At 53.4% G+C, this 22,080-nt stretch carries 22 protein-coding genes and 1 pseudogene; 8 read left to right on the forward strand and 15 right to left on the reverse strand.

What is annotated here, in order from left to right; translation table 11 throughout:
- The first annotated feature begins 146 nt into the window (after positions 1-146).
- Both ABF287_RS06885 and ABF287_RS06890 read left to right on the forward strand, forming a co-directional pair.
- Entirely contained in the window at positions 147-449 is a 303-nt protein-coding gene (locus tag ABF287_RS06885; RefSeq protein ID WP_347184275.1) for a hypothetical protein, read from the forward strand.
- The gene (locus tag ABF287_RS06890; protein ID WP_347184276.1) at positions 421-1,122 is read left to right on the forward strand and encodes a hypothetical protein; all 702 of its coding nucleotides are present in this window, start codon (positions 421-423) and stop codon (positions 1,120-1,122) included. Before ABF287_RS06885 ends, ABF287_RS06890 begins: the two co-directional genes overlap by 29 nt.
- 13 nt (positions 1,123-1,135) lie before the next feature.
- On the opposite strand, the gene ABF287_RS06895 is transcribed toward ABF287_RS06890, so the two are convergent.
- The 11 genes from ABF287_RS06895 to ABF287_RS06945 form a co-directional block, all read right to left on the reverse strand.
- Entirely contained in the window at positions 1,136-1,777 is a 642-nt protein-coding gene (locus ABF287_RS06895; RefSeq protein WP_347184277.1) for a YjbF family lipoprotein, read from the reverse strand.
- 5 nt (positions 1,778-1,782) lie between these two features.
- Positions 1,783-3,885, reverse strand: a complete 2,103-nt coding sequence (locus ABF287_RS06900) for a YjbH domain-containing protein (protein ID WP_347184278.1) — start codon at positions 3,883-3,885, stop codon at positions 1,783-1,785.
- 181 nt (positions 3,886-4,066) lie between these two features.
- Positions 4,067-5,170: a flagellar basal body P-ring protein FlgI gene (locus tag ABF287_RS06905; RefSeq protein WP_347184279.1), complete on the reverse strand. Its 1,104-nt coding sequence runs from the start codon at positions 5,168-5,170 to the stop codon at positions 4,067-4,069.
- The gene (locus ABF287_RS06910; protein WP_347184280.1) at positions 5,170-6,177 is read right to left on the reverse strand and encodes a flagellin; all 1,008 of its coding nucleotides are present in this window, start codon (positions 6,175-6,177) and stop codon (positions 5,170-5,172) included. Before ABF287_RS06910 ends, ABF287_RS06905 begins: the two co-directional genes overlap by 1 nt.
- Positions 6,177-7,637: a flagellar hook-associated protein FlgK gene (gene flgK / locus ABF287_RS06915; protein WP_347184281.1), complete on the reverse strand. Its 1,461-nt coding sequence runs from the start codon at positions 7,635-7,637 to the stop codon at positions 6,177-6,179. The genes ABF287_RS06910 and flgK overlap by 1 nt, the downstream gene beginning before the upstream one ends.
- Before the next feature lie 37 nt (positions 7,638-7,674).
- A complete protein-coding gene (locus tag ABF287_RS06920; protein WP_347184282.1) occupies positions 7,675-8,967 on the reverse strand; it encodes a flagellar hook-basal body complex protein in 1,293 nt (430 codons plus the stop codon).
- A gap of 80 nt (positions 8,968-9,047) precedes the next feature.
- A complete protein-coding gene (locus ABF287_RS06925) occupies positions 9,048-9,896 on the reverse strand; it encodes a flagellar motor protein MotB (protein WP_347184283.1) in 849 nt (282 codons plus the stop codon).
- An 88-nt stretch (positions 9,897-9,984) separates the two neighbouring features.
- Complete coding sequence (locus tag ABF287_RS06930) at positions 9,985-11,400, reverse strand: pectinesterase family protein (protein ID WP_347184284.1); 1,416 nt, start codon at positions 11,398-11,400, stop codon at positions 9,985-9,987.
- A 149-nt stretch (positions 11,401-11,549) separates the two neighbouring features.
- Positions 11,550-13,016: a heme biosynthesis HemY N-terminal domain-containing protein gene (locus ABF287_RS06935; RefSeq protein ID WP_347184285.1), complete on the reverse strand. Its 1,467-nt coding sequence runs from the start codon at positions 13,014-13,016 to the stop codon at positions 11,550-11,552.
- 12 nt (positions 13,017-13,028) lie between these two features.
- Positions 13,029-14,243: a hypothetical protein gene (locus tag ABF287_RS06940; protein ID WP_347184286.1), complete on the reverse strand. Its 1,215-nt coding sequence runs from the start codon at positions 14,241-14,243 to the stop codon at positions 13,029-13,031.
- 80 nt (positions 14,244-14,323) lie between these two features.
- The gene (locus ABF287_RS06945) at positions 14,324-15,025 is read right to left on the reverse strand and encodes a uroporphyrinogen-III synthase (protein ID WP_347184287.1); all 702 of its coding nucleotides are present in this window, start codon (positions 15,023-15,025) and stop codon (positions 14,324-14,326) included.
- Positions 15,026-15,118: 93 nt separating this feature from the next.
- Between ABF287_RS06945 and ABF287_RS06950 the strand changes: the two genes are divergently transcribed.
- Genes ABF287_RS06950 through ABF287_RS06960 form a run of 3 tightly spaced genes read left to right on the forward strand, consistent with a single transcriptional unit; the run spans position 15,119 to position 16,782 of the window.
- Positions 15,119-16,087, forward strand: a complete 969-nt coding sequence (locus tag ABF287_RS06950) for an NAD(P)H-dependent glycerol-3-phosphate dehydrogenase (protein WP_347184288.1) — start codon at positions 15,119-15,121, stop codon at positions 16,085-16,087.
- Positions 16,088-16,090: 3 nt separating this feature from the next.
- Positions 16,091-16,363: a YciI family protein gene (locus ABF287_RS06955; protein WP_347184289.1), complete on the forward strand. Its 273-nt coding sequence runs from the start codon at positions 16,091-16,093 to the stop codon at positions 16,361-16,363.
- The gene (locus ABF287_RS06960; protein WP_347184290.1) at positions 16,363-16,782 is read left to right on the forward strand and encodes an EVE domain-containing protein; all 420 of its coding nucleotides are present in this window, start codon (positions 16,363-16,365) and stop codon (positions 16,780-16,782) included. Before ABF287_RS06955 ends, ABF287_RS06960 begins: the two co-directional genes overlap by 1 nt.
- A 57-nt stretch (positions 16,783-16,839) precedes the next feature.
- On the opposite strand, the gene ABF287_RS06965 is transcribed toward ABF287_RS06960, so the two are convergent.
- Together ABF287_RS06965 and ahcY are read right to left on the reverse strand one after the other, a co-directional pair.
- The gene (locus ABF287_RS06965) at positions 16,840-17,181 is read right to left on the reverse strand and encodes a DUF2853 family protein (protein ID WP_347184291.1); all 342 of its coding nucleotides are present in this window, start codon (positions 17,179-17,181) and stop codon (positions 16,840-16,842) included.
- A 171-nt stretch (positions 17,182-17,352) separates the two neighbouring features.
- Complete coding sequence (gene ahcY, locus ABF287_RS06970) at positions 17,353-18,741, reverse strand: adenosylhomocysteinase (protein ID WP_347184292.1); 1,389 nt, start codon at positions 18,739-18,741, stop codon at positions 17,353-17,355.
- A 135-nt stretch (positions 18,742-18,876) separates the two neighbouring features.
- Between ahcY and ABF287_RS06975 the strand changes: the two genes are divergently transcribed.
- Positions 18,877-19,467 carry an HD family hydrolase gene (locus tag ABF287_RS06975; protein WP_347184293.1) on the forward strand — a complete coding sequence of 197 codons (591 nt, stop codon included), beginning with the start codon at positions 18,877-18,879 and terminating at the stop codon, positions 19,465-19,467.
- Entirely contained in the window at positions 19,464-19,952 is a 489-nt protein-coding gene (locus ABF287_RS06980; protein WP_347184294.1) for a GNAT family N-acetyltransferase, read from the forward strand. Before ABF287_RS06975 ends, ABF287_RS06980 begins: the two co-directional genes overlap by 4 nt.
- 104 nt (positions 19,953-20,056) lie before the next feature.
- Here the strand turns inward: ABF287_RS06980 and ABF287_RS06985 are convergent, their stop codons facing one another.
- The gene (locus ABF287_RS06985; protein WP_347184295.1) at positions 20,057-20,608 is read right to left on the reverse strand and encodes an ActR/PrrA/RegA family redox response regulator transcription factor; all 552 of its coding nucleotides are present in this window, start codon (positions 20,606-20,608) and stop codon (positions 20,057-20,059) included.
- A gap of 78 nt (positions 20,609-20,686) precedes the next feature.
- A complete protein-coding gene (locus ABF287_RS06990; RefSeq protein WP_347184296.1) occupies positions 20,687-21,304 on the reverse strand; it encodes an SCO family protein in 618 nt (205 codons plus the stop codon).
- A gap of 205 nt (positions 21,305-21,509) precedes the next feature.
- Here ABF287_RS06990 and ABF287_RS06995 point away from each other — a divergent pair.
- Positions 21,510-22,080, forward strand: a pseudogene (locus ABF287_RS06995) (sensor histidine kinase); the annotation flags it as partial.

The raw sequence follows: 22,080 nt of genomic DNA on the forward strand, positions 1-22,080 counted from the left end.
TCGATGTGTGACGGGCAGTATGTCGATGGAACAGGAATGGGGCAGACCGGCTTTGCCACACAATATCAGCGCAATGTTATTGGCTATCAGCTGTCGAAATCGGCTTTGATATTGAATAACAATCGCGATCTGCGCATGGTCGCCCTATGACACACACATATAAATTTCCCAAGTTTTTGGCGGCCAGCCTCGCATTTGCACTTTTGCCCATGGCAAGTCAGGCCGCGTGCTATGCTGAATACAAAGCAAAGCGGGACAACCCGCTGAAACTGCATTACGGTATTGCCGAGCTGCTTGATGGTCAGTGCGACAAGGCGACCGCGACGGCCGTACTTGAACCGCGTCTTGCCGCGGATGATTGGGTGTTGTTGTCCATTGTCGGCTTCGTCGATGCGGACGCGTTACAAGGGAAAAAAGAAAGTGCTGGAGCCTATTTCCTCCGCTACTGATGGGACCAAATCAGGGCGCGTTTTGTCCATTGGCATCATTGCGATTGTCCTCATTTTGCTGATTGCGGCGGGATTGCTGTTTGCCAACCTGCCTGATGCAAACGCCTTTAATGCGCGGGTCGAGACGATCTTTGTCGAAAATGACAATCTGACATCCAACGCCGAGATCAAACTTTTAGAAATTCTAGCGCAATCGGGCACCGCGTTTTCGGACACGCTGACCAGCTACCGCGTCGTGATTTTCGTCTTGATGTTGTTTGCCACGGCACTGCTTGTCGCGTCTTTGGTGTTTTTGCTCACCATTTTGGGCCTCAATCGGCGCATGTCCGAAATTGACAAACAAGGCATTCAAATCTCGTCCCTGATGATTTCGCGTGCGGAAAACACGGTCTACTTGAACAATATGGAATTCAAGCTCACTGGGGCGGCGATTGAAACCCTGTGTGTTCTGGCTGAGGCGCGCATGGATGATGACGTGCTCAGCGGCGCCGAGATCGAAGGCGTCGTGTCAGGTCGCGATGCTGCGGACTGTGACGAGGCGGCGGGCGCCACGCGGATAAAACGTCTGCGCGACACCCTAGGGAATCAAATGATAAGCGAGCTGTTGGTCAAAAACATCGCGCGAAAGGGCTATATGCTGTCCGTTCCGCAAGATGTGATCAAAATGGTCTAAACGGACGCGCGCTTCAACGCGGAATAATCCGCAGGCCAAGTGCGCCAATTGTGTTGCCCATCCATTGACTGGATTCGATGATGCGCCGGTCTTTGACGTCGACCCAATACTTGTTGATGAAACTCATATCCGCATTGCGACAGGCTTCACTGAAATAGACCGTTTGGATTTTGAAGGTTCCGAAATCAATTGGGTAAGTTTCGCCACGCTCGATTTGGCACTTGAAAGCTAAGGTCCGTGCTTGGCTGTCCCCATCGAGAAAGGTCATAAACCGGTTCACATTTGACAGCCGGCCTGCTCGAAGCGCCGCGGCAGTTTGCGAGGCATCAATCGCCAAAACATCACCCCCAAAGCCGCGCGTCGCCAGAACCATTCCGCGCTTCATCCCCAAGGATAGTTCTTCATTGGAAATCCAAGTTTCTTCTGCCTTTGCATTGACCGTTTGGCGCAGGAAAACGGTTTGCGCACCTTCGCGTGCCTCCAAAACAGCCACGTAAGCAGGTGCTCCCTGTTGGACCAAAGCTGCCGTTCTGGGTGACACCGCAGCGAGCTCCGATTTGCCAAACAGTCGCTTCCCACTGCCCGATTGGGTTGTGTCGGACGAACAGGCGGAAAGTGCTGTCGCAAGCAAACCTATAAGTAATACTAAGCGCATCCGTGTCATCTCCAGAACCTTCCCCATTGATCTTCTAGCTCGTTGGTTTGGCTGTCTCGTGTGAGTTCAAACAGTCGGTTCGGAACATAAAGCCTTGCGCCACCGTCACGCGTAACGGGTGAAATCGCCAAGCCATAGTCATTTTGATTTGGCATGCCACTGATCCAGCTGACGGGGATCGAAAACCGAATACCTTTGTCAAACGACCCTTCGCCAAAGTCGGTAAAGGGCACATCCGTCAGGGTGAAATACGCCCCGACACGGATCCCGTTATTGAACTCTCGATCGAAAGAAACGGTCACGCCATAATCGCCCGCGAGATACCGACCAACATCAAGTTGCCCCAAGTATCCGTTCCCAAAATCATAGTAACCCGATGCATGGCCTGTGACGATGTCATAGTCCTGAAAGCCAAAAAGCTGATCAAAATCGCGCTTTACGGCATAGTTCAACTCAAGGCCCAAAGCCAAAGGACTGCTTACGGGTCGCCACAAAAGCTCGCCGGAGGCGCCGCCATACATTGTTTCCAAATACCCAACAGTCCCACGCGCATACAAGTTCGTGCCTGGGCGAAAGAATTTTTCTACCATCAAGGATTTGATCTGAACCCCGCTCCGTTTTGCATAGGTCGCAGAATCAGTCCGGACGTGGGGAAGAATAGAATTGGATTCACGGGTGCTTTCATCAAGGTTCCCGAGCAAAGGCTGCCGCACCAAACCCGAGAAAACCAACCCCCGCGCGGCCTCAACAGCCGCGCCTACCTGAAGGCCGAAATTTGCGCGTATAGGATTGTCCGGATCGAACAACGACGGCTCAAAATAAGGCTGAATGACCCAAGAGTAATTGGGATAGGCACCTTGAAGCGTCGCGGCCTCGCTGCGCGCAGCATCCGCAATGTCAGCCCGCGCAAAGCTGGCCCGAGACCCATCAAGATCATACTCCAACGCTTCCAAATCATTGCGGTGCAACGTGGTGCGCGATGTCGTCATGCCTTTGGCGGTCGACTCGATTTTGAACGTCGAAATATTGCTTGGCAAAGTGTTCGCCATCACGCGCGCCGCACGGCCAATCGCCTGCGCCTGCGCATCAAAACGTGTATTGATCAGACGCACCGTCGCGCTGTCATTCGTGGTAGAGACCCCATCCAAAATCAGCCCCTGTTCGGCCAAAGCCAATGCCAGCGGGCTATCTTTTTGCGCAACACTGCCAGCATCCCACGACAAGGCCGCCGCAGATTGGCGCGACATCAACGCAGGCGGCGCTTCACCAACCCCCCCCGGCACCTTGGGGTTTTCCGGCGACAGCACAAAATTGGCCATCACGCCAAACTTTGATCCGTGCAACACATACGCAGACACATCCGTTCCGCTTTTGAAGCCATAGGTCAACGCAACGTTTACAGGCGACTTGTATTCAAACCCCATGTGGGCAATTTCGCGCGCGTATGCGTCCGAAGAATACTCCGCCCTGATCTGAATTCTGTCGTTTATTTGGTAAGCCAATCCGCCAAAGAGCGCCGCATCCCCACGGAACCACTGATCCGTTTCGAGGCGGCCAACTTCTTCGATGCTTACAGGTCCAGCGCCGCGCGTTTTGAAGGCATCGCCAAACACGGACAAAGGATTTTCAAACCCACCGTGAGACCCAAATCGGCCCCAACCAATCCCTGCGGTCAGTGCAAGACTGTCATCCAAAAGATGCTTCGTTGCGGCAACGTATTCAGAGCCGAACAATCCAGTGCCACCAAAATCTCTGAGGCCAACAACGACAGAAGGGCGTATCGCGGTTTCTGCTAGCAGCATATATGCCAAGTCAAAACTGCGGTCGTATCGGTTTTGACCAGGACCATCTAAATTGTCGAGAACGGAGTACCGGAAACCGCCATAGAGCTTTGGTGAAATCTGAAACGCGAGGTTATACTTTTGCGTTTTGGCATTAAATGACGTCGCAATGTTTAACTGACCATCAGGAAACACCTCACCAGACGGCATATCGACAAGGCCAGGTGTCCCGTATGTAGACACTGGAAACCTTAGCTCCGCCGCTTCTGCACAGGTTGCCGCCAACATCGACCCTATGAGTAGCACCTGAGGCAGATGACTGGACATTTAACAATTCCTTACGAAATATTCGGACCGTGTAATTTTTGGATAAAACATGAACTCAAGATTGCAGTAGCGTCGCAAATCTGACGCTGACGATCATGAAAATCGGCGTCGCCACCGCAAAAAAGGCGCGCATCTCGCGACGGGCGCTGGCTGACATCTGTAAGTTTTGCGCGCTGGAGCTTCATCGCACCACGAACTCTGCATGGAGCGCACCTGCGGCCTTGATGCTTTTTAGAATATCAATCATGTCGCGCGGCGAAACGCCCAGAGCATTCAGCCCTGCAATCACCTGTGACAAAGATGCGCCGCCGCGAATTTCGGCCAATCCAATACCAGGCTCTTCTTCAAGTGCAGCGCGCGTTCGAGGCACCACAACAGTCTCGCCTTCCGAAAATGGATTCGGCTGTACAACAAGTGGCTCTTCCTCAATACGCAGTGTCAGATTGCCCTGACTGACGGCAACTCTTGAGATCCGCACATCTTCCCCCATCACAATGGTGCCAGATCGCTGATCGACAATGACGCGCGCTTTGCGTTCAGGTTCGACTGAAATGTTTTCCACTCGTCCAAGCGCATGCGCCGGTGATAGTTCCCGCGTTGCCTTGATGTCCAAAACGACCGTGCCTGCATCCAACATGCGCGATACAACACGGCCAAAATTCTTATTGATCGCGACTTCGATCCGTTCTGCCGTGGTGAAGTCGGGATTTCTCAACGCCAAGCGAATGGATTTAAGTTGGGTAAAATCAAATTCAATTTCTCGCTCAATGCGCGCGCCAGACGGGATAACACCGGCAGTCGGCACCCCTTGAATGACCGACGCGCCGTCGCCCTCTGCGGAGGCACCACCTGCGATAATCGTGCCCTGCGCCACAGCGTATATTTGCCCATCTGGTGCGTTCATTGGCGTCATAATAAGCGTGCCGCCGAGCAGGCTTTTGGCATCACCAATGGCAGAAATCGTTACATCAATTTGCGACCCTGTTCGCGCGAAAGGCGGCAAGGTTGCGGTCACAAAAACAGCCGCCACATTCTTTGGTCGAAACTGTTCGCCTGAGACGTTGACGCCCAGCCGCTCAAGAATATTTGACATAATTTCTTCGGTGAAGGGTGCGTTTCGGATGCCGTCACCGGTCCCATTGAGTCCAACGACCAATCCGTAACCGACCAAGTCGTTTCCACGAACGCCGTCAAATTCGACCAAATCCTTAATCCTGATTGGCGAAGCGACAGTGGCAGTAATGTTGAACGCGAAAATCAGCGCTGACAGGAAAAATTTGATCATTAGAGATAATCCGATAGTTTCAATTGCGACAGTCTCGCGGTGAGCGTGTAAATCATTTCCAGCTGTGACTGAGCCTGCGTCAGCATGGCGGCAGATTCATACACATCGGCAGATACAATTTTGGATTTCGCCAATTCCAAGGCGTAGCCCTCGGCAGAATTTGCCATTCTGGCCTCATCAATCTGCTGTTCAACGCGACCAACATGCGCGCGCGAGACCGTGATTGCTGCATCTGAGGCGAGCAATTTTGAGCCGGCCTCCTGAAGCAGCGCTACTTGTTCGTCAGGATTTCCAGCCATCACTTGTTCATCAACCAAAGAGGCCAAAACGAGGCCTTTTAACGTATCTCGGATGGATTGATCATCCGCCTTGATGTCGAGGCTGGCGCGTTCATTTTCGTTCAACATAAACGGGGACACATTGTCCTGAGACCCAAGAAACCCGCTTGTTTCGAACCCGCCAACAGGGGCGTCAAACCAGTCATCCACGACGGCAATGATTCCGCCGGCACTCACCTGAGTTGCCACAAGCGCACCGATTTGCGCCATCATGTCATCTGCACTGGCCAGCGCCGTGGTTCCAGTGGCCGCCCCTGACAGCAGCGACCGCCCGCTAACACGAGTGTTTAGAACCGAAATGACGCTATCAAGTTTTCCACGCGCATCATTGGCTGCGATCGAAATGGTGACAGGCTGCGCGCCTTCAGACACGGTAAAAAGATCGGTGGAAAGACTTGAAATGTGGTCTGAAACAGTGCCCAAGACAGACTGTAATGAAGACGCAAAAAGCTCAGCCTCGCCAATCGAAGTCTCATACGCGCCCAAAGACCGAAGGGACCGCTCAAGCGACGCGAGAGGTGTAAAATCCCCCGACACCGCCGTGCGCAAATCGCTTTTCTGGCCACTCGACACCTCGTAATTGTACCGCTCCAAGTCCTGTTTCACTTGTGTCGTCCGGCGCATATTCGTGAGCGACGATGCGAGATCTCCGTATGAAATACTACTCATCAAAGCCTCCTAATTAGGTCGTCGAGCAATGCGTTGATCGACTCGATGACCTTGGCATTTGCCGCGTAGGACTGTTCGATCAACAAGAGCTTTTGCATCTCGTAATCCGTGTCCACACCCGCTTCCAACTCGATTGATTTCAAGTTTTCTTGCCGCGCGGCGGAAAAACTCAAGCCCGCCTCCAAATTGAGAAGGTCGCCCTCAATCATGGAATAGAAATCGGACGACAAATGCGTGGCGCTGCGCAAAGCAGAGGAAAAACCGCCCGATCCAACGGCCTTTGAATTCTGAAGCGCTTCCGCCATGGCAATAAGAATCGAGGCATTGCCTTGATCGCCCTCTGCGGTGGTCCCAAGACCATCGCGAATCTTCCAAAGATCACCCGACTGCGCCGGATCAATCAGTGCGTTGACCGACAATCTGCGCGAGAGAGATTCTTCGTTTTGAGCATCGAACGCCGCGCCATTGTCAGTGAACAAGCCAGCTGCGCCAGTGGGCAAAGTTGGATCAACAGAAACAGTTTGAAACCGCTCGACAAGATCACGCGCAACCGCATCGAGCTTAACTTGGGCTTCAGGCGCCAGAACATCCCGTACATTAAACAGACCCGCCAGACTCCCACCAGAAATTGGCCCCCGATCGCTGCCCGTAGAAACAGGTTGCCCATTGATTGTGAGGCCAGATAGCGCCCCGTTAGCGAGAGTCATATCGGGCGTGATCGTGGCAACTGGTGTGAATTCGATTGATGCGGCCTTGGAGTCCACAAGAATGGCCCCGCCCTCTGTATAGAGAGCAATCATGTTGTTTTCGCGTGGAATTTCTTTGACCGGCACAATTTGAGATATTTGGTCCACAACCTTTTGCCGCTGATCCAATAGTGAATTGACGTCATATCCAGACGAGACACTTTGTCGAATGGCCACGTTCAGATCCACAACCTGCTGCAAAGACGCCTGAAGGAATTCAGCAGAACTTCCAATGTCTTTGTCGGCTGCCATACGGGCATCCATTAGAGAGTCTGCAGAGGTGTTAATTTTCTCAGCCAAACTTTGTGCGGCATATAAAACGGATTGCAGGCGCGTTTCAGATTCGGGGCGACTTGCCGCTTCGATCAAACTTGTTTCAAGCGACACGATGTGCCCAGAGAGTGAGCTTGGCTCATCAGGTTGTCCGATTGTGCGGGCAAAACCGTCCAAAAAGGCGATCTGAGTTTCCGCAAGAGCGACTTCACCGTCTGCAAAGCGTCGCTCGCCCGTCACAACGGGGTCGGTTTGGCGTGTGACGCCAACGACAGAAACACCTGAGCCAAACTGGCCCAGTGTTTGCGACGTTAGTTCGATGTCTCGACGGCTATAGCCCTCGGTCATGGCGTTGGAGACATTCGCCGAGACCACATCAGCCGCGCGCGACACAACGTTCAGGCCCGAAAGGGCGTTTGAGAGCGCATTCCCGATACTCATTGTCTACAGCTCCTTCCCTTTCGGGTCATTGTGACCATTAGCGTTTGATATTGGTGGTTTCCTGCAGCATCTCATCGACTGTTTGGATCACCTTGGCATTCGATGAATATGCGCGTTGCGTTTGGATCAAGTCAGTGAGTTCCCCCGCAACATCAGTTGTTGAGCCCTCACGTGCATAGCCGACGATCGCGCCTGTTGAGCCATCACCAGCGTCCCAAAGGAAGAACGATCCTGAGTCAGGCGACACCTGATAGGTTTGGTTGTTCATCGAAATCAAACCGTTCGGGTTTGGCACATCAACCAGTGGGATCTGATAAATTTTACGTGTGAATCCAGTGTCGTACGTCGCGGTGATGTAGCCATTGTCGTCCACCTCGACCGAGGTCAAATTACCAACAGGCGACCCGTCCTTGGTGATTTGGGTCGGCGCAAAGTTGTCGGAAAGTTGGGTTAAGCCGTTGGTGTCACCAATTTTGCCAATGGTCATTTCCAATGGTCCGCCATCAACCGTAAGCGCCAAAGTACCGTCAGCTGAGGAATATGTTGCCGAAGCTGGATTGTTTGCCGTCGGTGTAACCGAAGCAAGCGTGCCGCCATTTCCGCGTGTCGCATCAAAGACCAACGTGTATTCGCCGATGAGCGCGCCAGATTGTGCGGAATCATTGATCGTAAAGGTCCACGTATTATCGGCGGCGGCTGGCACGAATGTCATATCGAGCGTTTCGGAAGTACCGAGGTTTCCGAAGTATTCAACGGAAAGTGGCAGCGTTTCTGTGGCGTCCTCAGCTGGAAGATTGACGCCAAGGTTCATCATCGTGGTTGGGTCACCTGCTGTTTGATTGGCGTTGATCACCACAGGTTCGAGACCAGCCATCGTATCGCGTGGAAATGTCGGGATTGTACCATCCGCATCCGCTGGCCATGCCAGCAAAACCAAGCCAGAATCGGTTTTAAGGACACCATCGGAATCCGTATAGAATGAACCTGTCGTCGTCATCATCATTGGCTGATCGCCAGAAGCAGAGTCCAATGAAACCGCCGTCGTCACAGGCAACATTCCACGCCCGCCGACGGCGAGGTCGGTGGCATTCGCGGTTGAAATCAGTGCGCCTCGCTCATCAATCAACCGCGTTGTCTCGGCGCGAACACCGCCAGCGGAGTAGGCGCCAGCGCCAGAATTGTTGGCGATCACGAAGGACTCAAAGTCAGCCGAGGCCCTTTTGTAACCATAGGTGTTAGAGTTCGCGATGTTGTCAGAGATTGTTGCGAGGCGGGTGGCGTTGGCGTTGAGGCCAGCCACACCCGCATTCAGCGAGGATGAAATAGTCATAGGGTAGCGCCTTTCTGCTGCTGGGACCCGAAATACAGGTGCCAGAATGCACGGCGCGCCTTAACAGGGGACTAATGCGTTCAATTCTTCTTAAAATCGCTTCGAAGTAGAATGATTTCGATGCGGTTATTTCGGACATCCATTGGGTTGCGCGCCGCGGACTTTCGGTCGGCATAGCCCGTGACCCGCTGAATGCGGCTTGGGCTTGTCCCGCTGCTTTCCAGCATTTCACGCATTTTGTCTGCGCGCTGATTGGACAAGTCCCAAACAGGATTATCAATAACTACAAGGGGTTCTGTCCGAACATGCCCCGTTACAGCGATCTGGTTTTTCACCACAGAAAGCACGCGCCCCATCATCTCTGTGAGCAAAATCGCGACGTCTTCCGGCTCAGTGGTGCGGGGGGCGAAAAGGGGCTCATCTTCGGTGTCAAATACCTCGATGATCAGCCCTTCATCGGTGACGCGTGTTACGATATGGCGCATCGCCTTATCGGCGGCCATGCTTTCCCCACCAAAGGCTGTTAACAGCTCTTGGACCTCTGCAAAACTCTTGGAATCAGCTGCTTTGGCCGAGTCTTCTTCCAGCGATTCTAAGCTTGGAGAGGATTTGGATTTTACAGAATCCGACGTTGACGCGCCTGTGCCGTTTTGCGCCAAGGTTTCTTCTGTGAAAACAGAATCCCCGCCAAAAGCACCTTCGCCACCGCCGGAAATACGGTTCACAGGGATCGTCGGATTGAAATAGTCCGCAATACCTTTGCGCTGTTTTTCCGTCGTCGCGTTGAGCAGCCACATCAAGAGAAAGAAGGCCATCATGGCGGTCACAAAGTCGGCATAAGCGACTTTCCAAGCCCCACCATGATGCCCATCACCGGCGATGACTTTCTTCTTCTTGATTATAATTGGCGCATTGCTCTTAGCACTCATTCCACCACCTCATTTATTCACCCAAAACGAGGTGTATCAAAGAGATGTTGATGCTGGCTTAATTGTTAAAATAGTCTCTATATTTTCGTCACTTAAGAGATATCTCTTTCGATTCAAATTCAGCTAAAAATGTCTCATTTTGATCAATCTCGCTGAAGTCCAAAGAGGCCATCGGCGCCCAGTGCGAAAGACCGTCGATAAAGTCCTGCGCCGAATACAAAGTTGGCCTGAATCGCGCCGACCAAGGGGCTGGCGTGTATGTCCCGTTTGGATCAAATGTGCCCCCGTTCCAATTTGCCCAAGGCGCGACCGTGTTGATGTGCGCGCCAATTTTGCAATTCAAGACAGCGCACTTCCCTACAGATTCCAAGGTTGCGACGCTAATGGTGCCCTGCGTGCCCTCAAACTGCGAAATATCGCCCAGTTCGCAGGCATATCCATCAATCGGCGACGTGCCATAGGGCGTGCATCTGACCCCTTCGAACCATTGCCGGCCAAGGTTGAAATGCCCCGCCAAGGCTGTGTCACTGTTGTCATGCGTAAAGGTACACGATTGGAAAACGACGCCGTAAGGTGTTCGTATATTTGTACTTGGTGCACACACCCAAGTGTGCTGCGCGCGGGAGCCCAAGGATTTGATTTCGCATTCCCAAAAATACGCCGTTGTCTGCCCAAAGATAAAATCGACATCCCCCTCGATATAGCAATGGGAATAGAAAGAGCGTGCGGTGACAGCAGGTGCAGGGCCTTGAAAGTAAAGCGTATCTTGGTAACTCGACAGATGCACATGATCGAGATGTACCTTGTCGGCACCTGCAATCAAAACAGCCACAGCTTGGTGTTGACCCGTGGTGAATTGACCTGCCGCATTGCGCGGACCATCGTCACGCCCAGGTTGGACACGATCAGCATTGTACCCGTTGCGAACGGACAAGCCCTTCATCTGAAACCCGTGATTTTCCACCCGCACAACCGAGGCATTCGCCGTTGTGATGATACCGCTGCGCGTGCAGATCTTGTCGTGGATCTCTTTGATCGTGTCGTGACACTGCGCAAACAGATCACCAAAGATTTGCGCATAATCCGCCGCGGGCATTTCTGCGTCGATGGTTTCAGTGATGACGGTGCTGGCAGGATCATCGCTTGCCGCAAACAAGGTGATCGGGACATTGACGCCGTTCACGACCAAAGCAGGCACATAGACCAAGCCGCGATAGAGCCCAGCGCCCAGTTCAATGTAAATGCGATCTGTGCGCCCTGATGCCAGTGCGTCGCGCACGGCAACATCCACCACGCGCTGAAGCACGCCGATCTCGCCATCGCCAGCCACGCGGTAATCGGGAACGACCGCGCCCCCATCAATCATGAATGAATCTTGCAGCGGATCCCAAGGATCCAAATATTCCGCACCAGCAGGCCCTGTGCGTTTCAAAACTTCAAGATAGTGGAATTGCTCCGCCTGCTCACGGGTGAGCTGCGGCCGCTTGGGCGACGTCGTTTGCATGTGTTGAACCTATGTCCTGTTGCGCAATAAATCCACGCTGGGTCGCCGCGGATAAACTAACATACCACTTCGAAAGGGGGCGCAAGATGCACAAGTGGCGAGGGACAAGATGGACTACGGGCGGCACATGCGCGCCGCCCGTGCCGTGATTACTTTTGCGTAGCGTCAGACGTTTGCGCCTCGACGACATCGGTATCTTCGGTGATCAACGCGCTATCCGCTTGACCGGTGGTCTCTTTGTCTGCGCCAACAATCATTGGCAGCATCTCAGTTCCCGCAGGCATCGACACTTCAGGTTGCGCAGGAGCGCGCCAGCTTAATGTATCGAAGGCAGAACAGGTGCCACACACCGGCACCCAAGCGGGATGCACTGTTTGGCACTTGTCACAAATCCATTGCGGTCCACGCGGTGCAATCAAAGCACGCGTCAACCAGCCGCGCACCACAACATCATCAGACCCTTCGCCACGCTCAACAGCCGCCATCAATGTCATAGACCGTGCCGTTGGATTATCTTCCACCAAGTCACCCAAGGCGCGCCGCGCGGCAGGGAAATCTTCGGCTGCGATATATAGCTCCGCCATCAGCATTTTGGTTTCAGGGTGACCCGGCTTGGCGTTCACCAGCCCAGAAAAGCGGCTTACGCGTGCTTGTGGCGTCTCGTCAGGTGCAATCCTTGCAAACGCGGCCGCCAAATCAGGGTGCGGCTGCGCGTTCCATGCCTTTTTCAACACGCGTGTCGCTTGTCGTGCTTTGCCACGACGCACATATTCGTCGCTGGCCATGACGGCAGCAGGGATCAAATCAGGTGACTTTTTGTTGGCGTCAATCGCGGCCTCTTGTGCCTCGATCGTCGCACCCTCTTCAAACACGCCCTTGGCTTCTGAAAGTGCCAAGATGGCATCGCGGCGCTTGTGCACATCGCGTGGAATTGCGCCGTGTTTAAGCTTTGCCGACAATGTCTTGCGTGCCGCAGACCAATCTTCATTCTTGGCTTGAAGCTGCAACAAAGTATCTTGCATTTCGACATGCGCAGGCTTGATCGCAAAGGCTTTCTCGGCAAGCTTCAAGGCAGTCTCGGTATCGCCCTCTTCCAACTTGTGCTTCATCATTCCGCGCACACCAACAAACCGCGTGCGGTCGTCAGAGACCAAACGACGGTAGACTTCTTGCGCTTTGCGTTTGTCACCAGTCATTTCGGCAGCTTGGGCAGTCAAAAGGTTGGTCAATTCGGGCTTGCGCAGATACTTCTCAGCCTTTGCCGCCTTAGACATGGCCACGCGCCCTTCGCCAGTGGCCAGTGCCATCAAGCCCTCGGCCACAGCGTCATACCCTTTGCGTTCGCGATTGCGATCAAAGTAGCGCGACAGCGCCGTTTCATCACCAAACAAGAATTTCACAACCGCAAGCAACAGGCCCAGCACCTTAAGCAGCACCCAAAACGCCGCCAAAAGAATGACCAAAGCGATCACAACCTTAATCGGCGACAGAACCACCTGCTTGCCCATGAAAGCAATCGCCATGCTGCCCTCAGAGTCGATCAAGAACATACCACCAAACGAAATCGCCGCGACAAGCACGACAAAGAAAACTATTTTAACGAGAGACCAAAGCATGTGAGTGCCTTTCTATTGAGCAAGCAGTGCGGAAAGTGCAGTTGTGACGTCCAGACGGGTCCGCGTCATCGCAGCCCAATCCGCCATCGCGGCTTGCCCCACATCGGGAAGAGTTGAAATTTCAGTAAGCGCCACCTGCAAATCATTGTCGCGTATGGCTTGCTCTGCACGCGACAAAATCGCGTCGGGCGTGGTGCCCTCTTGTGGTGTCAAAGATCTCAGGCCCAGCTGACTGCGCAAAAAGCGGTCCATCCAACCTTGGTTTTCTGTGTCCGACTTTGCAGTTTCCACAATCGCAACCTCAGCTGCATCTGAAAAACTGTCGGCAATCTCTTGCAACGTCGCGACCCCCGTAGCGGCAGATCCCGCCAGTGCAGACGGCACCTCACCTGGCAATTCGGTCAACACGCCCGCAAAGGGCTGTCCGTTTGTCACAGCTTCTTGCAAGCGGGTCAGCGCAGACGCCATCGCAGCGCTGGCTTTTTCGCTTTCCGCCACTTCTTTTGCTTCTTTCAGACGCGCAACTTCGCTGTCCAAGAGGCTTTGCATTTCGCTCAACTGGCGCTCGTAAGCGGCCGTCGCCTCAGGGGAGACAATCGCCTCTGCCACGGGCGCGGCCTCGACGGCGGTTAATCGCTGATCCATGCTGGCAAGGGCTGCTGATAGCGTCTCAATCGTGCCGTCCAGATCAAATTCAGCCAGTTTTTCATCCACCGATGTGGACACATTCGCTGCTTCTTTGCGCGCGTCAGACACCACTGTTTCCATCTGCGCGCGCGTGTCTGCCAAAGACGTTTCAAGCTGCGCAATCTGTTCTTTCAGAACTTCGGTATTGGAACCCGGGAAAGGCCAGCCGTCTGGCTTAATCAGGTTCGCGGCCACAAAGCCAATGCCTGCACATAAAACACCGCCCAAAAGCAGAGGCATAAAGCCGCGCTGCTCTGCGGATGAAACAGGCGCAGCAGTGGCTGGTTCTTCATGAATAAGGTCGGAGACTTCAGGAGTTTCATCTGAAATATCAGTCTCTTCTACGGATTTCGCATCATCACTGTCCGCCGATACGTCTGCCGTATCAGCACTTGCAGCATCAGCATCATCCGCGGTTGCCTCAAGTGTGTCCTCACCTTCGGCATCGGCTTGAACGACATCATCCTTTTCGACGTTTACCGCGTCGATATCCGCCTCTTCAATCGCTGCTTTATTTGGAGTTTTCTTTGCACCTGCCACGAGAGAACCTTTCGAATCCGAACCAATAAAATCTGTCTACTGTTCAAACTTAGTAGGTCTGCAAACGACCCTCAAGCCATTCACGTCAGTTGCGACGCTATGGCCGTAAGCATTGCCTTGGAATTGGGCGCTTGTGCGATGATCGTTGTCTTTGGATCGGGACCGGACCACCTTTGTTGCGCCGCGTCTGAGATGGCCACAAGGACAATTTTCCCACCAAATCCGGCAAGATTTTCAGACACAATTTGGGCCGAGCGCGCAGAGTACACCGGCACAACGAGCGATTTGAGCTTAGCAACGCGGTCACGCACCTCCGCAGAAAATGCGCAAGCATCTTGGCGATATACAACGCGTGATTTTGCCTCAAGGCCCGCATTTGTCAGCGCCCCTGCCAGATCGGTATGGACGTGTGCCCCATGCAAATACAGCAACTTGGTAACGTCACTGTCGCGTGCAAGTTCAAACAGGTCTTGCGCCGCCCCTTGCGCGGAAATCGCCTTGAGCCCATGCGCGCGTGCGGCCTGCGCCGTGGCATCGCCAACACACAGTGCCGTTGCATTGGGGGCGATACGCGCAGCAGCCTCGACCGCGTGTTTTGACGTCAACACAAGCGCATCGAAATCGCCTTCGGGGGCCTCAAACGGCACATTTTTGATCTTGAGAGCAGGTGCCACAATCACGTCAACAGACGGAAACTGCGCCAACACAGCCCGTTTCACCGCATTGGCGTCCTCAAAGGGTCGCGAAATAAGCACTGTTGTCGGCAAAATGGTACCCAGCATTGTGTGAACGATGTCTCAGTGTTACCTCCCAATATAGGATGAAACAACGTTTGGCAGCATTTAGGACCGTCAAACTCGGAAAGGCTTATTGGTATGACTGGCATTGCCGTCCTTGGTGCAGGTGCGTTTGGTACCGCGCTGGCGATTTCTTTAAGCAGCGTGCGCGATGATGTGACCCTTTGGGGGCGCTCAGCCGAACACATTGCGCAAATGGAAGCGACACGGACCAACGCCAAGCGCCTGCCCGATTGTAGCTTGCCTGACGCCTTAAAGCTGACCTCGGATTTATACACCGCCTGCGCTGCCGACATCATTTTGCTGTCGATGCCCATGCAAACCTTGTCGCAATTTGCGCAAGACAATGTCGCGCTTTTGACCGGTAAAATGCTGGTTTCATGTTGCAAAGGTATCGATGTGAAAACCGGACGTGGTCCTGTGGAACTGCTGAGCCAGATCGTGCCGGACGCCCGCGTGGCGATTGTGTCTGGTCCGTCATTTGCTGTGGATATCGCCGCTGGCTTGCCAACGGCGCTTACGATTGCTGGCAAAGATGAGGCTTTGGTCTCTGATCTTCAAACCGCGCTCACAACGCAAAATATCCGCCTTTATTCAAGTTTGGACCCTGTGGGCGTTGAATTTGGTGGCGCGCTGAAAAACGTGATGGCTATCGCTTGCGGCATCGCGATTGGTGCGGGTTTGGGCGAAAGTGCCCGCGCGGCCTTGATGACGCGCGGCAACATTGAAATGCAGCGCATCGCCACATCGCTGGGTGCTTCACCGCAAACATTGTTGGGGTTGTCTGGGTTTGGGGACTTGGTTTTGACCTGTACGTCAGCAAAATCACGGAACTTTTCGCATGGTCTGAAACTGGGCCGCGGTGATCCAATCGACCCAGAGATCACCGTCGAAGGCGTCGCCACAGCACAGGCCGTGGCAGCACTTGCCGCAGAGCGCGGTGTCGACATGCCCATCACCAATGTTGTACGTGACATTCTGAATTCTTCGATCACAATCACTGAAGCTGTAGAGCGTTTGCTCTCGCGACCACTCAAAAGGGAATAACTTATGAAATTTGCTGTCATGTGCACCGATAAAGCTGGCGCACTTCAAATCCGTCTTGATACACGCGCCGAGCATTTGGCCTACATTGAGCAAACGGGCGTCGTCGAACAGGCAGGACCTTTTTTGAACGAAGCTGGAGAAATGTGCGGCTCTTTGCTTATTCTTGAAGTCGCTGACTTGGCCGCCGCACAAGCTTGGGCTGATGGCGATCCCTACGCCAAGGCAGACCTTTTCGAAAGCGTCACTGTGCAAGCGTGGAAACGGGTTATCGGCTAATGAACTACTGGCTGTTCAAATCGGAAGCTGATGTTTGGTCTTGGGACAATCAAGTCGCCAAAGGCGAGGCTGGCGAAGAATGGGATGGCGTGCGCAACTACCAAGCGCGCAACTTCATGCGGCAAATGAAACTCGGTGATCTCGGATTTTTCTATCATTCGCGTGCGGAAAAAGAGATCGTTGGCATTGTCGAGGTTTGCGCAGAAGCACATCAGGACAGCTCAACCGAAGAGGCCCGTTGGGAATGTGTTGATATCAAAGCCGTTCGCCCATTTACCACGCCCGTCACATTGGCGATGTGTAAATCGGACCCGCGTCTTGCTGAAATGGTGCTTGTGAACAACTCGCGCTTGTCTGTTCAGCCCGTCAGCGCCGAAGAGTGGGCCATCGTCTGTGCGCTTGGCGCAACTGACGCTTAACGCGTTATTTTATAAAGAAAATGGCCGCCCCAACCCGTGTTGAGGCGGCCATATTTATTAGCCGTATACAGCTTCTTTGCCGAAGTGCTTTACCAACAAGTAGTAGAACACAGCGCGGTATTTGTTGCGCTCGGATTTGCCGTAAGTTTCGATCGTTGCGTTGATCGCATCCATCAATTCAGGACCATCTGCGAGGCCGAGTTTCTTGATCAGGAAGTTGTTTTTAACAGTTTCAAGTTCTGACTCTTGTGATCCCGCAACCGTAGATGCGTCGTCGTTGTAGATCGCAGGGCCGCAGCCGATTGTGACCTTGGTCAAAAGATCCATGTCAGGCGTCACGCCACATTTGTTCTTGAGGTCGTCTGCGTATTTTTCGATCAGTTCGTCACGTTTTCCCATCGGAAATCTCCCAGCAGTTAGCGGCTTTTCAGCCTTTTTCACAAAGCCACGATTTGGGCTTGCAGGGAGACTAGTTCCTAATTGTGCCAACACAAAGGGAAAATATGCGCTCTGGTCCCCATAAGCAAAGGGCCCCCACATGGAAGGCCCTTTGACGCAAACTAATGGGGTTTAGTAGCGGTAGTGTTCGGGCTTAAATGGCCCCTCCACAGTCACACCAATGTAGTCCGCTTGCTCTTTGGACAGCTCGGACAATTGCACGCCGATGCGTGCGAGGTGCAAGCGTGCGACCTTTTCATCCAGGTGTTTCGGCAAGATGTAGACGTCATTCTTGTAGGCTTCGCCGTTTGTCCAAAGCTCCATCTGCGCCAAAACTTGGTTGGTGAAGGACGCAGACATCACGAAAGATGGGTGACCCGTTGCGTTGCCAAGGTTCAACAAACGACCCTCGGACAACAAAATGATACGTGAGCCGGATGGCATTTCGATCATGTCGACTTGGTCTTTGATGTTGGTCCATTTGTGGTTTTTCAACGCAGCCACTTGGATTTCGTTGTCGAAGTGACCGATGTTGCCAACAATCGCCATGTCTTTCATCGCGCGCATGTGTTCGATGCGGATGATGTCTTTGTTGCCAGTGGTGGTGATGAACACGTCTGCCGTGGACACAACGTCTTCAAGACGCACAACTTCGAAGCCGTCCATGGCCGCTTGCAGCGCACAGATTGGATCGATTTCAGTCACTTTCACACGCGCACCAGCGCCGCTGAGAGACGCAGCAGAGCCTTTGCCCACATCGCCGTAGCCACACACAACAGCGACTTTACCCGCCATCATTGTGTCTGTTGCGCGGCGGATACCGTCCACGAGGCTTTCTTTACAACCGTATTTGTTGTCGAACTTGGACTTGGTCACAGAGTCGTTAACGTTGATCGCTGGGAACGGCAATTGTCCTTGTTTTACAAGGTCATACAGACGGTGAACGCCTGTCGTTGTTTCCTCGGATACGCCAACAATTTGCTCACGCATTTTGGTGAACCAACCCGGTGTTTCGGCCATACGCTTTTTGATCTGCGCGAAAACTGCAACTTCTTCTTCAGATGTTGGCACTTCGATCAGCTCAGCTTCGCCGTTTTCAACGCGCGCGCCCAGCAAGATGTACAATGTCGCATCGCCGCCATCATCCAAGATCAGGTTCGGACCGTCTGCGAATTGGAAGGATTTATCCAAGTAGTCCCAGTGCTCTTCCAAGGACTGACCCTTGATCGCAAATACAGGAACACCGCTGGCAGCAATCGCTGCGGCAGCGTGGTCTTGGGTTGAGAAAATGTTGCATGACGCCCAGCGCACATCTGCGCCCAAAGCCACAAGAGTTTCAATCAAAACAGCGGTTTGGATGGTCATGTGCAAAGAGCCAACGATGCGTGAGCCCTTAAGTGGTTTGCTTTCGCCGTATTCGTCGCGCAGAGCCATCAGGCCTGGCATTTCGGTTTCAGCGATGTCGAGTTCTTTGCGGCCGAAATCAGCCAGCGAGATGTCTTTGACGATATAGTCTGTCATGGATCGGCTCCTTGAGAATGTCTTTTGCGGCTGGTTAACACCTCCCATCCACGCTTACAACGATGTGAGAGTGATTTGAGATCAAGCCCCGCTTGAATTATACGTAGCGCGAAAACGGCAGACGGGAATAAAAATATGGCACAGGCACGCGCATGGCAACGGATGCTTTCGGGTCGCAGGCTCGATCTTTTGGACCCGACTCCGATGGATATCGAGATCGAAGACATCGCGCATGGGCTGGCATTTGTGGCGCGTTGGAATGGGCAGACCCGTGGGGATTGGGCCTATTCTGTCGCGGAACACTCTGTTTTGGTTGAACAAATTTTCCGTCAGCTGTATCCCAATGAACCAATCAAATGGCAATTGGCGGCACTTTTGCATGACGCACCAGAGTATGTGATCGGCGATATGATTTCGCCTGTGAAGGCCGCGATTGGGCCAGATTACGGCGATCTGGACGACAGGCTAACGGCCGCAATTCACATTCGGTTTGGCCTTCCTGCGAAGATTCCTGTGGCGATTAAACGCAAGATAAAAAAGGCCGATAAGGTGTCGGCATGGCTTGAAGCGACCCAAATTGCTGGTTTTTCGGAATCAGAAGGCAACAAGTTGTTTGGCAAACAGGACTTGGCCTTGGTGAAAAACCTGCGAATCCACCTGCGCCCGCCTGTCCATGCGCGCAATGCATTTACCGCGCGCCATGCCGAATTGATGGCGCAACTATGACCCTCCACATTCGTAAAGCTGGCATGTTAGATGCGCGCGCTTTGGCGGAACTTTTGAATGAAATCATAAAGATAGGCGGCACAACCGCCTATGTGCATGACAAAACCGCCGATGAGCTTGCCCGCAAAATGCGGGTGCCAAATGCGGCGTGGCTTTTGGCCGAAGACGACACGGGTCGCCTCTTGGGATTCCAATGGATCGAACCGCATCCTGATTTGCCCAATGGTGTCGCTGATATCGCCACATTTGTGCGGGTTGGCGGGACCGGATTGGGGGTTGGATCGGCTTTGTTCGAGGCCACGCGCAAAACGGCGCGCGACATGGGGTATCGCGCCATTGATGCGATCATCCGTGCGGACAATGAGGGTGGATTGGCCTATTACCAAAGTCGCGGGTTTGAGACGATCAAGGTGATCAAAGACGCCGCATTGGACGACGGAACCCACGTGGATAAGATCTGGAAGCGCTTCGACCTACGTCGTTGAATTTGACATCTTTTAACAACATTGTGGCGCGGGTTTGCAAAAGTTTAAGGCTTTCGCCCAGCGCCACTTTACATGTTTTAAAGGTCCAAAATCGGTCAAAACGCCTATTTCGGCGACCGCTTCGCCAAAATGCGCTGCAAGGTCCGACGGTGCATATTCAAACGCCGCGCCGTTTCAGAGACGTTGCGATCGCACAGCTCATAGACCCGCTGAATATGTTCCCAACGCACCCGATCCGCAGACATCGGATTTTCAGGCGGTGGCGGCAGATCATCACCGGTGGCCAAAAGCGCGTTGGTGATGTCGTTGGCATCCGCAGGTTTTGACAGATAATCCGTAGCACCGATTTTCACAGCCGCCACAGCAGTGGCAATCGCGCCGTATCCTGTCAGCACCACGATGCGGCTGTCAGGGCGTTTGGCGCGCAGCACTTCGACCACGTCCAACCCGTTGCCATCTTCCAGACGCAAATCAACGACAGCATAAGCGGGTGGGCGCGCGGTTGAGATCGCCTTGCCAGCGGCAACAGATCCAGCCATTTCGACCTCGAACCCGCGTTTTTCCATGGCGCGTGTCAGGCGACGCAAAAAGGGTTCATCGTCATCGACGAGCAGCAAGGATTTGTCGTCACCGATGTCTAGCTTTTCTATCGTCATCCCATCATCCTTTCCAAGAAGTGGCGCAGGCAACGCCGTGCACTAAAACACTAGGCTGCCTGAGGCCTTTGTCAAATCTCACCCAGCGGCATCAATGAAGCAGGCCACGGTTTCAGCCATCTTTTCAGAGCTATCATCGCGTTTGAAAAAGTCGACAAAGCCCACTTCTGGCATCACAAAATAGGTCTGTGTGGAGTGATCCATCAGGTAGTATTCAGGATCGCCATCAACCTGCTTTTGATAGTAAGTTTTATAGGCTCTAGAGGCTGATTTCACCTGCGCGAGCGACCCTGTCAGACCGATCATATTGTCGTGGAACAGGCTGGTGAATTCCTTCATGACCTCAGGCGTGTCGCGCTCTGGGTCGATCGAGATAAACGCGGTCTGTGTGTCATAACCTTTTTCGTCCAAAATGCGCTGTGCGTCGGCGTTGCGCATATTGTCCAAGGGGCACACATCTGGGCAAAAGGTGTAGCCGAAATACAAAATCGTCGGCTTGGTGATCACGTCCTTATCAGTGACGGTCACGCCATTTTCGTCCACCAATTCGAACGGCCCACCAATCGCGCCCCCCGCCACAGCCGCTTGGGTGCAGCTGGCGAAATCATTGGCCGCTTTGGGACCAAAGGCAAAGTAGGCGGTGCCACCCAAAAGTGCGGCAATGGCAAGTGCGGATGTAATGGCTGCGGCGCGCATCGTGGTGTCTCCGATTCAAAGGCATTTCAACTTTGACCCAAAACGTGGGAAAATCAAAATGCAGCAATTCATGTTCACGGTTTCACGCCTGAAAGCGACTCGTTTCTATCGCATACGGTCTCGGCGCGTTAACCTGCGCATTGATCGGACGGACGGGCCGGACTAACAAGGGATGAAATGACGCAGTAGGATCAATAATCTGTCAATGGCCCATATTTCCGAAGAGATCATCAACGAAGAACGCCGTTCAAACTGGGTGCGCCTGCGCACTTTGGTCTGGCTGAGGTGGATCGCCATTGCTGGACAGATCATCACCATCGGCAGCGCGATCTTGTTTTTGGAGTTTCAATTGTCGCTTGGCGGCTTTGCTGTGGCGATTGGTGCGTCGATCATCGTCAACGTTTTTGCCTCTGTCGTGTACCCCGAAAACATGCGCCTGACGGAACGAGGCGCCACGTTGATGCTGTTGTTCGACATCACCCAACTGTCGGCGATGCTGTATTTGTCGGGCGGGCTGAACAACCCGTTTGCCTTGCTGATTTTGGGGCCTGTCACCATTTCTGCCACCGCACTGCGGGCTAAATCGGCGATTTTGACAGGGGGCGTCGCCATTGCCTTGGTGAGTTTGGTGGCGATCTATAATGTGCCTTTGATCGATGTCTCTGGTGTGGCCATGGAGTTGCCCGATATTTTTGTCATCGGTTCATGGGCGGGCATCGTTGTGGGCGTGGTGTTTTTGGGCGTTTATGCGTGGAAAGTGACCTCGGAAATCCACA

This window comes from Pacificibacter sp., assembly GCF_039769035.1.
GTDB lineage: Bacteria > Pseudomonadota > Alphaproteobacteria > Rhodobacterales > Rhodobacteraceae > Celeribacter.

Coding starts and splice junctions, on each gene's coding strand:
- ABF287_RS06910 (WP_347184280.1), bottom strand. CDS start 6,177: ATGAGTAGTATTTCATACGGAGATCTCGCATCGTCGCTCACGAATATG.
- flgK (WP_347184281.1), bottom strand. CDS start 7,637: ATGAGTATCGGGAATGCGCTCTCAAACGCCCTTTCGGGCCTGAACGTT.
- ahcY (WP_347184292.1), bottom strand. CDS start 18,741: ATGACAGACTATATCGTCAAAGACATCTCGCTGGCTGATTTCGGCCGC.
- ABF287_RS06925 (WP_347184283.1), bottom strand. CDS start 9,896: ATGAGTGCTAAGAGCAATGCGCCAATTATAATCAAGAAGAAGAAAGTC.
- ABF287_RS06955 (WP_347184289.1), top strand. CDS start 16,091: ATGAAATTTGCTGTCATGTGCACCGATAAAGCTGGCGCACTTCAAATC.
- ABF287_RS06980 (WP_347184294.1), top strand. CDS start 19,464: ATGACCCTCCACATTCGTAAAGCTGGCATGTTAGATGCGCGCGCTTTG.
- ABF287_RS06905 (WP_347184279.1), bottom strand. CDS start 5,170: ATGATCAAATTTTTCCTGTCAGCGCTGATTTTCGCGTTCAACATTACT.
- ABF287_RS06885 (WP_347184275.1), top strand. CDS start 147: ATGACACACACATATAAATTTCCCAAGTTTTTGGCGGCCAGCCTCGCA.
- ABF287_RS06960 (WP_347184290.1), top strand. CDS start 16,363: ATGAACTACTGGCTGTTCAAATCGGAAGCTGATGTTTGGTCTTGGGAC.
- ABF287_RS06920 (WP_347184282.1), bottom strand. CDS start 8,967: ATGACTATTTCATCCTCGCTGAATGCGGGTGTGGCTGGCCTCAACGCC.
- ABF287_RS06895 (WP_347184277.1), bottom strand. CDS start 1,777: ATGCGCTTAGTATTACTTATAGGTTTGCTTGCGACAGCACTTTCCGCC.
- ABF287_RS06990 (WP_347184296.1), bottom strand. CDS start 21,304: ATGCGCGCCGCAGCCATTACATCCGCACTTGCCATTGCCGCACTTTTG.
- ABF287_RS06950 (WP_347184288.1), top strand. CDS start 15,119: ATGACTGGCATTGCCGTCCTTGGTGCAGGTGCGTTTGGTACCGCGCTG.
- ABF287_RS06965 (WP_347184291.1), bottom strand. CDS start 17,181: ATGGGAAAACGTGACGAACTGATCGAAAAATACGCAGACGACCTCAAG.
- ABF287_RS06935 (WP_347184285.1), bottom strand. CDS start 13,016: ATGCTTTGGTCTCTCGTTAAAATAGTTTTCTTTGTCGTGCTTGTCGCG.
- ABF287_RS06900 (WP_347184278.1), bottom strand. CDS start 3,885: ATGTCCAGTCATCTGCCTCAGGTGCTACTCATAGGGTCGATGTTGGCG.
- ABF287_RS06985 (WP_347184295.1), bottom strand. CDS start 20,608: ATGACGATAGAAAAGCTAGACATCGGTGACGACAAATCCTTGCTGCTC.
- ABF287_RS06930 (WP_347184284.1), bottom strand. CDS start 11,400: ATGCAAACGACGTCGCCCAAGCGGCCGCAGCTCACCCGTGAGCAGGCG.
- ABF287_RS06975 (WP_347184293.1), top strand. CDS start 18,877: ATGGCACAGGCACGCGCATGGCAACGGATGCTTTCGGGTCGCAGGCTC.
- ABF287_RS06945 (WP_347184287.1), bottom strand. CDS start 15,025: ATGCTGGGTACCATTTTGCCGACAACAGTGCTTATTTCGCGACCCTTT.